The sequence below is a fragment of the Mesorhizobium sp. WSM3879 genome, from assembly GCF_002294915.1.
In the GTDB taxonomy this organism is placed as follows: domain Bacteria; phylum Pseudomonadota; class Alphaproteobacteria; order Rhizobiales; family Rhizobiaceae; genus Mesorhizobium.
On sequence record NZ_NSFZ01000002.1, the window covers coordinates 1 to 13,116 of the forward strand.

Here is a 13,116-nt window from a genome sequence, read left to right on the forward strand (position 1 = left end):
TGCGTATTCCCTTAGGAGACTGGCGACGGTCCTTGAATCGGCTTTTGACATTGTCGAGGCAAACGGGGCCAATCTCCCCAGGTTCCAATCAGGCAGGGGCAGCGAAGAACTCCATGCTTGCTGCCGTTTTCCCGGACCGGGGCGTTACAGATTCGGCAACGATTGGTCGGCGCGACCCCATCCCGCCAGAGCTTTGTAGGCTGCGCGTTTCTTCAATTCAGGAGCGTCGCCGACGTGAAAATGCGAGGGCGCATCAATCGTCTTCATCTCCGCCCAGGTGATCGGCGCCGCGACCGGAGCGCCCGGTCGGGACCTTGCGCTGTAAGGCATGATCGCGGTCGCCCCGCGCTGGTTGCGCAAATAGTCCACAAAGATGCGACCCTTCCGGCGCGCCTTTGACAGCGCGGCCGTAAAGTGGGCGGGATCGCTCTGCGCGACCGCTTGAGCGAGGCGAGACGCGAAGTCTTTCACTTGCGGCCACTCGGCCTGAGGGGTCAGGGGCGCGATCACATGCACCCCTTTGCCTCCCGTCAGCATCGGGAAGGTCGTAAGTCCCAACGATTTCAGAATATCACGAAACTGGAAAGCAGCCGCGCGGACCGCTTCGAAATCGAGACCCTCATCGGGGTCGAGGTCGAACACGAGGCGGTCGGGCTTTTCGACATCCTCGATCCGAGATCCCCACCCATGCAGCTCGATCGTTCCCATCTGGACGCAGGTCATCAGCCCATTGGCATCGTCGACATAAAGATATGGCTCCTCGTGGCCGTCTTTTTCCGTGATACCCACTTGGTGGACTTTGTCGCCAAAGCTCCCGGCATCATGCTTCTGGAAAAAGCACTTCTTGGCCCGGCCCTGGGGGCACCGAACCAGACTGATCGGCCGATTGCCGACCCAGGGAAGCATGATCTCCGCGACGGCCGCGTAGTGGTCGGCGAGCTGGCCCTTTGTGATATTGGACTCCGGATAGATCACGCGGTCACGGTTGCTGATGGCGATGGTGTGCGCCCGCGACGTGGTCAGATTGGCCGTCCGACGTTCCGTCTCCAGAACGACCGCCTCCGGCTTCTTGTCTTCGCGTAGACCGAGGTAGCTCGGATGTCTCAGCGTTCCTTCCTTGGTCATCTCGGTGAAGGCAATCTCCGCGACCAGCTTGGGGTAAAGCCAATGTGCTCCGCGAACTTCGGCTCGCGGCGCCTCGACGGTCGCGGCCTTCTGCTCGAGCGGTGCCATGATCTTCATGAGACGGAAGAGTTCAGCTGTATCGAAGCCGGTGCCGACTTTCCCGGCATAACGTAGCTTGCCGCCGTCATGCACCCCCAGAATCAATGACCGGAAGGCGCGGACCTTGTCGGACGGCGTCCAGCCGACAATTACGAATTCCTGCCGCTTGATGCACTTGATCTTGAGCCAGCTTCCGCTGCGGGCTGCCACATAGTGCGAATCGGCGAGCTTCGAAACAACTCCCTCGAGACCGGCTGCGCAAAAGCGTTCGAGCAGCTCTTCTCCGCGACCGAGGATATGATCGGAATAGCGAAGGATCGCGTTCTTCGCGGGCAAAATTGCCTGGAGCTTCTCCTTGCGTTCAAGGAGCGGGCGCCTCGTGAGATCTTCGCCATCGAGCTCAAGGAGATCGAAGGCATAAAAATCGATAGTGGCTGGCGCACCCTTTAATGCGTTCTGAAGTGCCTGGAAGTTTGATCTTCCGTTCGCATCGACAACGACGGCCTCGCCGTCGATCAGAGCGGAGCGGACCTTGAGCTTGCGGGCTTCCGAAAGAACGGAAGGAAAACGCTGCGACCAGTCCAGACCAGAGCGCGTGTAGGCACGCGCTTCCCCACTGCCGACACCAACGAGAATGCGGTAGCCATCGTATTTCATTTCGTGGATCCAGCGGTCGCCGGCAGGGACGGTATCTACGAGCGTTGCGAGCTGGACGGGCCGAAAAGTGGGCAGCGATGAATTGGTTTGGTCACGCATATGCGACTTCGCTTGAGGAGCGCTCGACCCAGGGATTGCCTTACGCGACGTTGGCTTCACCACTCTCACGCGCCCCAAACCCAAGACGAAGTGGCTTAATCGCGTCCAACGCGCGATTGCTTCTTTGGTTTCGTTCCGGGGGGTTGAGCTTGTCTCCATTATTGCTGAGTCCGTGTGCCTGCCTGCAAGCCCGCAGCGGTATCGTTGCCCTAGACGGCAAGTATGCGGACCGCCCATCACGCTTCGGAAGCAGCTCCGCGATCGCCTGCATCAGCTCGTGCAGAACACCAGAGTGGCGCCTCCCGCCGATGCCCCCGCGCCCATCATCGACCCGACGGTTGAATGGGTGAAACCGGGCAGCATAACAGCCTGGGTCCGCCATCTTAGGAACAGCCAAAGCTACGGCAGGGTGCCTTGCAGAGCATCAGCGAAGAAGGAACCTAAAGCCGCCTTCCGGCTTCTCTCGCCATGACCACGCGCGGGATCAATTTCTTAGACCGGTGGATGGCGGATCACCTGCCGAATGCGATCACGGACGATTCAATGGCCATCGTTTACCTCGTCGAAGAGGCCCTGAAAGCTGCTGAGCGAGAAGGCATTAGCCCCGACGAGATCAGCGAGGAGGTTGGCACAGTCTTCGAAGTGATCCTCGATGCGATGCAGAACCGAGAAGGCGGCTTGGCGGCCTGAGGCTCCTGTGGAGCGATGCGTTGACTTAGGAAATGTTAATGTCGGCCGCTGCAAAGGCGGCGCATAAATGCCGACCTGCCCTGGCTCGCAACACGGGGTAAGAGGCCCGGCCTGCCCCGCTCTAGTCGCTCCCCGACTTCCCCGCTCGCAGGCCGGGTCGGCTCAGCTTCAACTGATGGGTAAACTGCAATCGGAGCGGCTCGCCAGGTCATTTGAACGCGTACCTGTTAACAACCCCGTCTGCCTCATGCGTGACCCGGATCCAGCGCTGTTCGTCACCGGGTACGTTCGTGACCTCCCTGCCCGTGGCCGTTTCGGCTGCCACCCATGGAGTATTTGCACTGACGGTACGACTACTCACAACGATGTCCCCATCCATCTCTTCCACGCGATAAACCTTCATGTGCAACCTCTGCTCTATTCATCCCGTATCTGAACAGAGATCCAGGAAGCTTAGTTCCTGGACGAAGCGGCGACCCGAAGAGCGCGGGTCAAAAGACGATGCCCGTCACCCCAGGCAACGGGATGGCGGGCATCGATCTAGCGGCTGCCGACGAGGGAAGGTGACGCATTTCCTCGCCGGCTCCATCCAATGCAATGGCGAGGATTTAGTTTCAGCGTTGGGACCAAAGCGTCAGTTGCTCCGACTTCGGTCGCATCGGGAACCTTCCGCACGTCGGCAGGTTTGGTTCCGCGGCGCGATTCATCCCGAGGCGCGCCGATGGGTTGCGCGAGACCCCGGAGCCCCGTTCGTCCTCACGAGCGGGCGCTTGCATGTGATGCTGCCGAACAAGGAACCTAAGATCGCGGCCGGCTTTTCCACCGCATGAGCGCGCGCGCTTTGGAATTTCTGGACCGATGAATGGCAGACCATCTGCCAAACGTGAGCACCGACGACCCAGGGGCCATTGCCGATCTTGTCGTTGAACTCCTTGCCTCTGCCGGGCGTCAGGGCATCGCGCCCAAAGAGATACATGAGGAGGTCGACAGCGTTTTCGCCTTGTGAGCGAGGCGATGCAGCACCGTGGGGGCGGCTTGGCGGGTTGCCATAGAATCAGCAAACTGCGTTGCGATCGGCCCTGGCTCAACATGTCATGATTTGGCCCCGTAAAAATAACGGCATGTCGGCGCCGCGGCACGATGTAGCCTAGACATGGAGTGCCCGGCCTGCCGAGGAGTCGAGGAGACCTTGGCGCACAGGCCGGGCTCTTACCCCGTGCTAACCACGGCGGGGCAGAGCTGCATTATGCGCCACCGTTCAGTGGTAGGCATCCGCCTTTTTAGTAGTAGCTAATGAACAGCCCGCCGCAGCTAATAGCGTAAGCGACGGGCTTTTTAGGTTGCCACTGAGACGGCTACATTCCTGAAGGAACCGACCGCTCATTTGGTTAATCGCTGAGGCCTGAATCCGTTCCACAACGGGACCGTTTTGTGAGATAATGGCAGATGCCTCGCCGAGGGCGGCGGTCATGTCATTGTCGCGTTGCGGTGGCGTCTACGGGCCCGCTGATCTGGACATGCTCCAGCGGGTGTTTAACCGGTTGTGCGACGAGCGACGACTGGCCAAGAAGGATCGCGAACAGCGGGAATGTTTGGCTAGGGAAATCCTCCAAGCTTTTGATGATGGCATCACCGACGAAGCTGACCTGCTACGAGCGCTTTCTAAGCGACGGAGAGCGTAGCGCGCCTGCGGCCTCGGATCATTCGCGTGGGAAAAGTCAAACGCTGGCTATGGCTGAACGCTTGTCTAGCTCGGCGGCTTTATCGGCTAAGCCTCAGGTCGGCCCCAATTGGAACGGCTACGCGCCTCAGAGAAGGTCCGACAAAAAAGAGCCCTCACACCGGCAGGCTCTTTCAATCAATGTGGTCGCGGCGCAAGAGCTTCGTGCACTAATGCTTTCGGCCACGGTCACCTCGGGCTCACGCTCGCACCGATCACTGCCCGGCTAGTCGGCGAGGTCCTTTCACGGAAAGCATCGCACGCCTTTGGCTGGTCCCGGTTCCTCTAATCGCGAACCAGGGAACCGCCCTGTTCGGCGACGTTCTTGAGGCTCCATGCAAAGGCTACCTGGTTTTGCGAGTGGCGGCCGCTGCCCGCGCCGGCGCCTCCTGGATGTTGGCGGCGCCGCCCATGTCACCATTCTTGGTGCGGCCGGCCCCCGGTCCTGCTCCAAGGTCGGCGCCCGTCATCGGATCGGAAGCCGGGTCCGAGAGTGTCCGCTCCGCCATATTGGCCGCGACTTTCTTGTCCTTGGCATTTAGCTTGACACTCGCCATCCCGTCGCCGCCGTCGGCAGGCATCACCTCTTCGAGATTGTCGATGCGGTCCCATTCGCCTCCCGAATTCCAGGGTCCCGTGGCGTCTCCTTCGCCCTGCGAGGTGTTGACGTACATGCTGGCATATTTCTCGATGCCCGGTAGTTTGCCCGTCGGGAAGTTGTTCTCTATCGCGTACAGCGCTTTCTCGAAGGACTTCTGGTGGGCGACTTCGCGCGTCATCAGAAAGCCGAGGGCATCCTTGATGCCGGGATCATCGGTGATGTTGATCAGTCGCTCGTAAACGACCTTGGCACGAGCTTCGGCCGCGATGTTGGAGCGCAGGTCCACCGTTGGTTCGCCGCGAGAATCGATATAGGCGGCGGTCCAAGGCACGCCGGCCGAGTCGCACAATGCGGGTCCGCCGCCAAACAGGATTGACTCCTTGGCCGTTGTGCCGCTGGCGCCAACCATCAAATACAGCTCAGCTTCCTTCATTTGCCCCTCGGCAAGCTGCGCCTTGAGCCCCTTGTTCAGCATTGTGACAATAGATCCGACCACCTCGAGGTGGCTTAGTTCTTCGGTCGCAATGTCGAGCAACATGTCTTTCCGGCCGACATCATCCTCGCCCAGCCCTTGGGTGAAATAGCGCATAGCGGCGGCCAACTCGCCATCGGCTCCGCCGAATTGCTCCATTATCATGCATGCCAGTTTCGGATTCGGCTCCGACACACGGACGGTGTATTGCAGTCGCTTATTGTGCATGAACATGAGGGTTCTCCAGGGTTGGGATACGTCCGAACCACTTTGCATCAGGAATGTTCCTTGACACCGCGATGCCATACCTTGGCGCGAGAGGCGGCGAGCGTCACGCCTTGAGCATGCAGCCAGTTCACTCGAACATTTCGAAGATCGCACGAGCTTTAAGAACCCGGGCACCCGCTTCATCCCGAACATCGACGAAGAGTTCGAGCCGGTCTTCGATCGGAACAATCTCGGCCGCCATCTCGGCCAATGCCGTCGAGGCCTCCCGCCTTACCGCCTGCATGTCATCCAGTTCCGCGCCGGTTTCATCGGTCACGTGAGCTGAGCCGTTGAACGTGTCGAAGAAGTAGCGGCTCATCGAGTGCCTAGCGCCTTTGCCTCACGCTCTAGGGTCTCGCGGTCATTTCCATGCCTGGCGATCAGCTCGCGGACCTGAGGGATCGAGAGTCCGAACTTGCTGGCGAAGTAGCCGACCTCATACTCCTGATCCCCCGACACACGGTCGCGATCGCGCGCATCGCGTTTGCTTTTGTCGTCCGCCATGGTTCCGTTCCTCCTCTCTGGCCTAAGGAAAGACGGACGAGGCGAGAATGTTCCTCCTATCCGCTTGCGGGCGCGCCAAATCGGCAGGTCGATCCCCTTGGGTGTTGCCGTCAGGTGGCAACATGAAGCCCGTCGCTTACGCTGATTAGCCGCGACGGGCTTTTGATTAAGGTAGGCCAAGTGCCAGCCGGCGAAAGGCGCATCATGCAGACTTGCCCTGCCAAACGGGGCGAAGCCCGGCCTTGCCAGCCCAATGGGCCCCGACGCCTGCAGGCGGCGCACCCCTGAGGCTGTTTGCCGGGCTCTTTATTAGCTAAGTCTTAGAAAATGTTAATGTGGGTCGCTGCAAAGGGCGCATAATGTGTGTCTGCCCCGGCTCGTAACGGGGTAAGAGGCCCGGCCTGCTCTCCACGTCCCCAGCCCACCCCGCGACAGGCCGGGTCCTCCTGTCCTGAGCTAGGCCCGCTCCGTCTTTCCTCTCTGTCTGAATAGGGAACATCGCGACGGGTAAGCGGTTATGGATTCGACGGCGCGGTTGGTGTCCCAGTTCTATCCGAGCCGTCTAATAAAAAGCAACGAGCCCGCTCGACCCTCCCACGAGCGGGCTCTTGCCGTTCTGGTGCTCTCTATCCTCGAGGCCTATATGGCCAGGCATGGGTAACGGCTGGACGCTTCAGGAGCTGATCAACGCGGGCATGTCCGTCACAGCGGGCTGTCTCGATTGCCATCGTCATCACTCAAGTCGTACTCTAGCATTTGGTGGCCAGCGTACAGCTCGCGGATCGCCGGCTCGTTGTCGTAGGAGACAACCCACGGGATTGTAGGATCCAGCTCGACTATCGAATCGCGAAGTGTTCCGTGGTCCTCCGGGCGATAGAAGTCGAGCTATTCGGTCCGAAACGGAAGACAGGGCAAAGAGGTTATGTTTCTTTCTGACTGTCTCAAACCGGCTTCACTGACCGACGGGGGCTTCAAGCCGCCCCGACGCAACCAGAGTTCAACCTGGCCTGTTAACCGGGTCAGCAACGGGCTTAGGCTCCAGGAGCAGATCCGGCCGCGCCAGCGCGAGATCTCGGCGCCTTCAGGCGGTGTCGGTGCCACCCGCTACCCGTCGGTGATCGGGGTAGGGCGATCTTCGAAACGATTGCCATCGCCTGGTGGTGCGAGAAACCTCTGTACGGGGCTCTATTCCAATTCGCATCCAGAATGGCAACGATCCGGCAACAAAAACGGTGTAGCTCTCGGCCAGCTGGTGTAGGCTGGAGCACGTGCCGAGCCCGTTTGGAACCACATTGGCAACATCGAGCCAAAACGGCGCAGGGTGTGAAAGGGGGCCGCTACGCCTTGCAATTCAAGGCGTCTGCGGTTATTCAGACGCCCGTTGCTGCGGTAGCTCAGTGGTAGAGCACTCCCTTGGTAAGGGAGAGGTCGAGAGTTCAATCCTCTCTCGCAGCACCAGCCTATCCCTTTGATTGGGAATAGCTATCTGACTTTCTTGGTTTTTTCGGCGCCTGTCTGGTACACAGGGGTGGTGTTAGCTCGAGACTGTCTAGACCCTGGGCGATGGAAGACGACCGGCGTCTATTACCTTCGACAACGCGCCCCTCCAATTTGATGATTTTCCGCTGGACGGAAAGGTCGGTATTCCCGTGGCGAAGACCGCAAGAACGGTTAAAGCTGGGAGACCCAAGGCCAAGAAGCTCCAACGATCACGCTCAGTCCTTGAGAGGCGCGGACGTGCGGAATACATCTTGGCCTTCTGCAAGGTCAGCCTTTGAACGAGGAGACTGGTATTGCCCCTGTGCCTGCCGATCCTGCGCCACCTGAAATCCCCTGACCTGTTCGGCGCTATCGACCGTGTGCCGGCGCTTGGCACGCCGGTTGGCGGGAGCACGTTCGAGGTCTTCAATCCATCGACGGGCGAATTGCTGGCGGAACTTCCCGACATGGGGATTGCGGAGACGCGCGCGGCGATCGACAAGGCCTATGCCGCACAGGCCGAATGGGCGGGGCTGACGGCCCGGGAGCGCAGCGAAATGCTGTGGCAGTGGCATCAACTGATCGTCACCCACACCGACGATCTCGCGGCGATCCTCACCGCGGAGATGGGCAAGCCGCTCGCCGAAGCCAGATCGGAAGTCTCGCATGCGGCGGCGTATCTGCAATGGTATGCCGAGGAGGCCAATCGCATCTATGGCGAGACGATCTCGGCACCGTCGACGGACCGCCGCATGCTGGTGATCAAGCAGCCGATCGGCGTCGTCGGCACCATCACACCATGGAACTTTCCCGCATCGATGGTGGCGCGCAAGATCTCACCGGCGCTGGCGGCAGGCTGCGCCATTGTGCTTAAGCCTGCCGAACAGACGCCGCTTGTTGCAGGTGCCATGTTCGCGCTTGCCGCCGAGGCCGGCTTTCCCGATGGTGTTGTAAATCTCATTTATGCCTCGGAGGGTGCCGCGGTGGGGTGCGAGCTCTGCCACAATCCCAAAGTGCGCAAGATCAGTTTTACCGGCTCGACCGAGGTCGGACGCCTGCTCATGCGCCAGTGCTCGGACCAGATCAAGAAGGTCAGTCTCGAGCTCGGCGGCAATGCGCCTTTCATCGTCTTCGACGACGCCGACATCGATGCCGCCGTGGATGGGGCGGTCCAGGCGAAGTTCCGCAATGCCGGCCAGACTTGCGTTTCGGCGAACCGACTTTACGTCCAATCGGACGTTCATGATGAGTTCGTCGACAAATTCGTGCGGCGGGTCGGCGAGCTTCAGGTCGGTGACGGTTTCGATCCCGGCGTCGCCATCGGCCCGCTGATCGACAGGCGGGCGCTCGCCAAGATCGAATCCCACATCGCCGATGCCGTGGCAAAGGGCGGCGCGATCCGGTGCGGCGGAGGCCGGATCGCCAGAGACGGCACGTTTTTCCAGCCGACGGTCCTTACCGACGTCTCCAGCGCCATGACGGTGGCGCGGGAGGAGACATTCGGGCCGTTGGCCCCCGTCATCCGTTTCGAGGATGGCGATCAGGTCGTGCGTGAAGCCAACGACACGATCTATGGCCTCGCCGCCTATTTCTATGCGTCCAACCTGAAGCGCGTCTGGCGCGTGGCGGAGGCCCTGGAATACGGCATGGTGGGCATCAACACCGGGCGCATGTCCTCGGAAGCGGCACCCTTCGGTGGCGTCAAGCAGTCCGGCATCGGACGGGAGGGGTCCCGCCACGGCCTCGAGGACTACCTTGAGATGAAATATCTCTGCATGGGCGGCATCTGAGACGCAGGGATTTGAACCGCAGCTCCCGCCAGGTTGTCGGCGGGGTTGGCCGCTGGTCGCGCCGCTCAGTTGTTGAAATGGGACAGGTGAAAGCCGGTCTCGTCCTGCAACTCGGACAATCCTTCCTCGGCCGAGCGGAACATGTCTTCGAAAGCCAATTCATGTTCGAAGACGACACCGCCGACGCGGATGGCGAGCACGTCCTTGTCGCCTTTCGGCGCGAAATAGATCTGCCCGACCGCTTCCCGGACGCGCTTGCCGATCTCTTTGGCGTCCTCCTCGGTCGCGCCCGCGAGGAAAACACCGAACATCGCCGTTCCGATGCGGCCGATCAGATCCTCCTTGCGCACCGAGGACCTGATGGCGGTGGCGATCAGCCGCAAGGCTTCGTCGCCCCATTCGAGGCCGAAGCGCAAATTGATCGCCGATAGATGCTCCGGATGGATGACGAGAAAAGCGCCGGAGCGCGGCCCGGCCGGTCTGGCGGCTCGCCTGTCGACCATCGACGTGAACACGGCTCCGTTGAGGCAGCCGGTCAGATGGTCGTAGGTGCCGGATCTGGTGAGCTCCTGCCGGTAGCGGCGGATCTCGACCTCTCTCCAGCCGAGCAAGGCAAAAAGCGGCAGACCGATGATGATGGGCAGAAGGGCGGCCGTGATGACGCTGCGGCCGAACGGCGTCAACGCATCGCTGAGCAGCAGCAGATAGTTGAGGCCAAGCGACAGGCCGACGCAGCCGGCGGTGCCCAGGAGCGACAGCCAGACGACATGCTTCCAGGCCCCTGCCGGCGCGGTCTCGTTTTTTATGCTCACTGGCCAATCTCCTGTTGGACGCATTGGCTTAAAGGCGGTGTGTTACGATTTCCGTTTCAGCGAGGCCTACAATTTGAAGGAAATCAGTGTCTTTCTCCTTGGATATCGTCGGCGGCTGCGGCCCGGTTCTCGCTTCGATGTGATTCGGTCGCTGAAACCGGGTGAGCGTTTGGTAGGATCGCTGAGCTGCCTTAACCATTCCGTTTTTACGCAATGCCGGGCAGGGAAGGCCGTTGCGCGCCTTTCCGGGAATGGCCTATTGCGGCGGACCGAAGATGCCCATCTCGGCAGCCCTGGCGACGGATTCGGCTTTGCCGTAGATGCCCGAGGCGGACGCCATTGCCCAGCCATTGGCAACCAGCCAGGCGCCGACATCCTGTTTGCCGAGCATGCACGGCGCGGCGATGGCAAAACGGTCGGCATCGGGCGGCAGGACGCATTTGAGCGCCCGGCCGCGCAGCCAGGCATTGAAGGCGGCGCGGGCGCGCTGCCCGCAGGGCCAGATGACGTCGCCGAACGCGCAGGTTTTGGCGGGATCGACCTCGATGGTCCCGCTGACGATCACCCTGCGCCCCATGGCCTCGAAGATCGCCGACGAGGTGGCGATCGGGCGATAAAGCAGCGTCTCATGCCAGTCCTGCGGCATCGGCGTCTTCGGCGGCACGGCGAGGCCGAGCTCGCCGAGCGGAGGGCGGGGCTCGATGCGCTCGATTCCCGCCACGTCGAGCGGCGGCGGCGCGATGAGGTGCTCGGCTATCCTGCGCGCCGGCTGGCCTGGCCGCGTGTCATGGACGGCGATGCGAGAGGCAGGTCGGGCTTCGCTCGCGACCTGGGCGGGCGGGGAGGGGAGGTCCGGCGGCAACCAGTGCCCCGATGCGGCGACCAGCAGCGCGCCGGCGACCAGCCCGAGGCTGCCGAGCGTCGTGGCAAGCCGGCCGGTCGATTTCGCCTCGCCCAAAGCGCGCCTCGTCGTGTCACCGGATCATACATTAGGCGCCGATGACATCGCTTGAAAAGCAAGGCTTTGCGTTAAGTCTCGCGCAACCAATGCGGCCTACAATCGAGCATCGGATCTGGAGGGGATGACATGACGCGCAAGCCGACACTGCTCTTTGCCTTCCCGGCTTTCATGCTGTTCCTGCTGGCGGCGGAACGGACGGCGACGTTTCTGCTCGGAACCTATTCGGCCAGCCCGGCCATGTGGCGCATCTGGCTCGAGCTGCGCCCCTTCTCGACGATGTTCTGGCAGCAGGTGGACTTCTATCTCGGCGGCTCGATGGCCACCGATGCCGCCGTCATCGTCGTTGCGTCAGGCGTCTGCTGGATGGCTTGCCATGCCAAGAGATCCGCCGGCTTTTTCCTCGCCAACCATGGCGCGCTGATGTTCGCCGGTCTGATGATAGCGGCCGGCAGCCGTTCGGAAACGGCGAGCACGATCGCCAACTTCACGGCGCCGCGCGGCTTTCAATTCTCGCTGGCGATCGACTTCAGCTTGAAAAACTGCATGGTGCTGTGCCTTGGCCTTGCGGCCTGCGCCTATTGCCATGTCGCCTTCCTGCGCGAGGTGAGGCTGCGCGCCGAAGCCCGCGCCCTCCGCATCCTGGCGCTGCAGCGTGATCTGTAGACCCCGCTGATCGGAATGCCTTCCGCTATCGCCCGATGCCGCGTCAGTTGATCTTCTTATAGTAGACTTTGCCGTCGGCCTGCTGGATGCGCTGATAGGACGGATTGGGTCCGGGCGGCGCGGCCTTGCCCTTGAATCCCGGCGCGCCGACGGAGGGGTTTTCACCTGCCGAGGCCTCGGCCACGGTCGTGTTGGCGAAACTGGGCTCTGGCGCCCGCGGCGGCTCGGCGTCGGCGGCGACGGGCTGGCCCTGCTCAAGCCGGGCAAGATTGCCGTTTATCTGGCCGAAGCTCGCCTGCAGCTGCCGGTCCAGTGTCTCGAACCGGCTCTGGAAGCCGTTGTTGACGGTATCGATGCGCGCGCCGATCCTCTGCTCGAACTGGCCGAGCTGGTCCAGCCGCGCCTCCAATGCCCGAAGGTCGTTGACGCCGCGATAGAGATAGAAGGCGGCGGTGACGTTGATGGCGGTGACGAGGACCGCGCCGGCCGCGACCACGCCGATGGTTCTCGCCCGGCTCGGCCTGCCCGGCGCCTTTTCCTGTTCGCTGAGTTCGATTGCCGGAATATCCGGCTCGCTGATCATCGTCATTCAACCACCACCTTTGCGCCCACCGCGACGCGCTTGAAGAGATCTATCACATCCGTGTTCGTCAGCCGAAAACATCCGGACGTGCCGTCGAAGCCGACACCTTTGGGATCGTTGGTGCCATGGATGCGATAGAGCGTGTCGCGGCCGTCGCGCGACAGATAGAGCGCCCTGGCGCCAAGCGGATTGTAGGGACCGGCGGGCACCATCGCCGGCAGCTCCGGCTGGCGGACGCGCATTTCTTTGGGCGGGCGCCATTCCGGCCATTCGGTCTTGGCTGCGACCTTGACGGTTCCGGTCCAGCCGAAGCCGTCGCGGCCGACGCTGATCTGGTAGCGCAGCGCCCGGCTCTTGTTCGTCACCAGATAGAGCGCCTTCTCGCTTTTGCGGATGATAATGGTTCCCGGCTGCTCGCCGGTCTGGAAGGCGACCGTCTTGCGCAGGCTGGGGCCCATGGCGGGAAGCGGCGGCAGCCCCGACCCGGCTTCCGCGAGATCGCAAGGCGCCGCTAGGGCGATGCCGATCAGGCAGGCACCGGCGAAGCCTGTCGCTATCCGCCGCATTTGCTTTCTCGCAAATCCTGATGGAAAA

At 61.7% G+C, this 13,116-nt stretch carries 12 protein-coding genes and 1 tRNA gene; 5 read left to right on the forward strand and 8 right to left on the reverse strand.

Annotated elements, in window-relative coordinates; all coding sequences use genetic code 11:
* Positions 1 to 144: 144 nt before the first annotated feature.
* A complete protein-coding gene (gene ligD / locus CK218_RS03545) occupies positions 145 to 1,980 on the reverse strand; it encodes a DNA ligase D (protein ID WP_095826888.1) in 1,836 nt (611 codons plus the stop codon).
* 468 nt (positions 1,981 to 2,448) lie between these two features.
* Here ligD and CK218_RS03550 point away from each other — a divergent pair, with 468 nt between their 5' ends.
* Both CK218_RS03550 and CK218_RS03560 read left to right on the forward strand, forming a co-directional pair.
* Positions 2,449 to 2,670, forward strand: coding sequence for a DUF768 domain-containing protein (locus tag CK218_RS03550; RefSeq protein ID WP_066998571.1), 222 nt, complete (start codon positions 2,449 to 2,451; stop codon positions 2,668 to 2,670).
* An 862-nt stretch (positions 2,671 to 3,532) separates the two neighbouring features.
* Positions 3,533 to 3,676 (forward strand): DUF768 domain-containing protein, encoded by a 144-nt coding sequence (locus CK218_RS03560; protein WP_082980574.1) that lies wholly within the window; start codon positions 3,533 to 3,535, stop codon positions 3,674 to 3,676.
* Positions 3,677 to 4,734: 1,058 nt separating this feature from the next.
* Here CK218_RS03560 and CK218_RS03570 read toward each other — a convergent pair.
* The 3 genes from CK218_RS03570 to CK218_RS03580 form a co-directional block, all read right to left on the reverse strand.
* A complete protein-coding gene (locus CK218_RS03570) occupies positions 4,735 to 5,739 on the reverse strand; it encodes a manganese catalase family protein (RefSeq protein WP_348626997.1) in 1,005 nt (334 codons plus the stop codon).
* Between the two features lie 79 nt (positions 5,740 to 5,818).
* Positions 5,819 to 6,049, reverse strand: a complete 231-nt coding sequence (locus CK218_RS03575; protein ID WP_066998556.1) for a hypothetical protein — start codon at positions 6,047 to 6,049, stop codon at positions 5,819 to 5,821.
* Positions 6,046 to 6,234 carry a DUF3606 domain-containing protein gene (locus CK218_RS03580; RefSeq protein ID WP_066998553.1) on the reverse strand — a complete coding sequence of 63 codons (189 nt, stop codon included), beginning with the start codon at positions 6,232 to 6,234 and terminating at the stop codon, positions 6,046 to 6,048. The genes CK218_RS03575 and CK218_RS03580 overlap by 4 nt, the downstream gene beginning before the upstream one ends.
* 1,383 nt (positions 6,235 to 7,617) lie before the next feature.
* On the opposite strand from CK218_RS03580, the gene CK218_RS03585 reads away from it, so the two are divergent.
* Positions 7,618 to 7,692 (forward strand) — tRNA-Thr (locus tag CK218_RS03585).
* Between the two features lie 380 nt (positions 7,693 to 8,072).
* Positions 8,073 to 9,503 carry an NAD-dependent succinate-semialdehyde dehydrogenase gene (locus CK218_RS03590; RefSeq protein WP_245307617.1) on the forward strand — a complete coding sequence of 477 codons (1,431 nt, stop codon included), beginning with the start codon at positions 8,073 to 8,075 and terminating at the stop codon, positions 9,501 to 9,503.
* Positions 9,504 to 9,568: 65 nt separating this feature from the next.
* On the opposite strand, the gene CK218_RS03595 is transcribed toward CK218_RS03590, so the two are convergent.
* Both CK218_RS03595 and CK218_RS03600 read right to left on the reverse strand, forming a co-directional pair.
* A complete protein-coding gene (locus tag CK218_RS03595) occupies positions 9,569 to 10,315 on the reverse strand; it encodes a GGDEF domain-containing protein (protein ID WP_245434873.1) in 747 nt (248 codons plus the stop codon).
* Between the two features lie 256 nt (positions 10,316 to 10,571).
* Positions 10,572 to 11,273: a thermonuclease family protein gene (locus tag CK218_RS03600; protein ID WP_095826890.1), complete on the reverse strand. Its 702-nt coding sequence runs from the start codon at positions 11,271 to 11,273 to the stop codon at positions 10,572 to 10,574.
* A 129-nt stretch (positions 11,274 to 11,402) separates the two neighbouring features.
* Here CK218_RS03600 and CK218_RS03605 point away from each other — a divergent pair, with 129 nt between their 5' ends.
* Positions 11,403 to 11,939 (forward strand): hypothetical protein, encoded by a 537-nt coding sequence (locus CK218_RS03605; RefSeq protein WP_095826891.1) that lies wholly within the window; start codon positions 11,403 to 11,405, stop codon positions 11,937 to 11,939.
* Between the two features lie 43 nt (positions 11,940 to 11,982).
* Here CK218_RS03605 and CK218_RS03610 read toward each other — a convergent pair whose 3' ends face one another.
* Both CK218_RS03610 and CK218_RS03615 read right to left on the reverse strand, forming a co-directional pair.
* Complete coding sequence (locus CK218_RS03610; protein WP_095826892.1) at positions 11,983 to 12,528, reverse strand: hypothetical protein; 546 nt, start codon at positions 12,526 to 12,528, stop codon at positions 11,983 to 11,985.
* On the reverse strand, positions 12,525 to 13,088 hold the full coding sequence (locus CK218_RS03615) for a L,D-transpeptidase (protein WP_095826893.1): 564 nt from the start codon (positions 13,086 to 13,088) through the stop codon (positions 12,525 to 12,527). Before CK218_RS03615 ends, CK218_RS03610 begins: the two co-directional genes overlap by 4 nt.
* Positions 13,089 to 13,116 lie beyond the last annotated feature (28 nt).

Excerpts from the sequence above, each read along its gene's own strand:
- ligD (WP_095826888.1), bottom strand. The coding sequence starts at position 1,980 with ATGCGTGACCAAACCAATTCATCGCTGCCCACTTTTCGGCCCGTCCAG.
- CK218_RS03550 (WP_066998571.1), top strand. The coding sequence starts at position 2,449 with ATGACCACGCGCGGGATCAATTTCTTAGACCGGTGGATGGCGGATCAC.
- CK218_RS03560 (WP_082980574.1), top strand. The coding sequence starts at position 3,533 with ATGGCAGACCATCTGCCAAACGTGAGCACCGACGACCCAGGGGCCATT.
- CK218_RS03570 (WP_348626997.1), bottom strand. The coding sequence starts at position 5,739 with ATGCAAAGTGGTTCGGACGTATCCCAACCCTGGAGAACCCTCATGTTC.
- CK218_RS03575 (WP_066998556.1), bottom strand. The coding sequence starts at position 6,049 with ATGAGCCGCTACTTCTTCGACACGTTCAACGGCTCAGCTCACGTGACC.
- CK218_RS03580 (WP_066998553.1), bottom strand. The coding sequence starts at position 6,234 with ATGGCGGACGACAAAAGCAAACGCGATGCGCGCGATCGCGACCGTGTG.
- CK218_RS03605 (WP_095826891.1), top strand. The coding sequence starts at position 11,403 with ATGACGCGCAAGCCGACACTGCTCTTTGCCTTCCCGGCTTTCATGCTG.
- CK218_RS03610 (WP_095826892.1), bottom strand. The coding sequence starts at position 12,528 with ATGACGATGATCAGCGAGCCGGATATTCCGGCAATCGAACTCAGCGAA.
- CK218_RS03615 (WP_095826893.1), bottom strand. The coding sequence starts at position 13,088 with ATGCGGCGGATAGCGACAGGCTTCGCCGGTGCCTGCCTGATCGGCATC.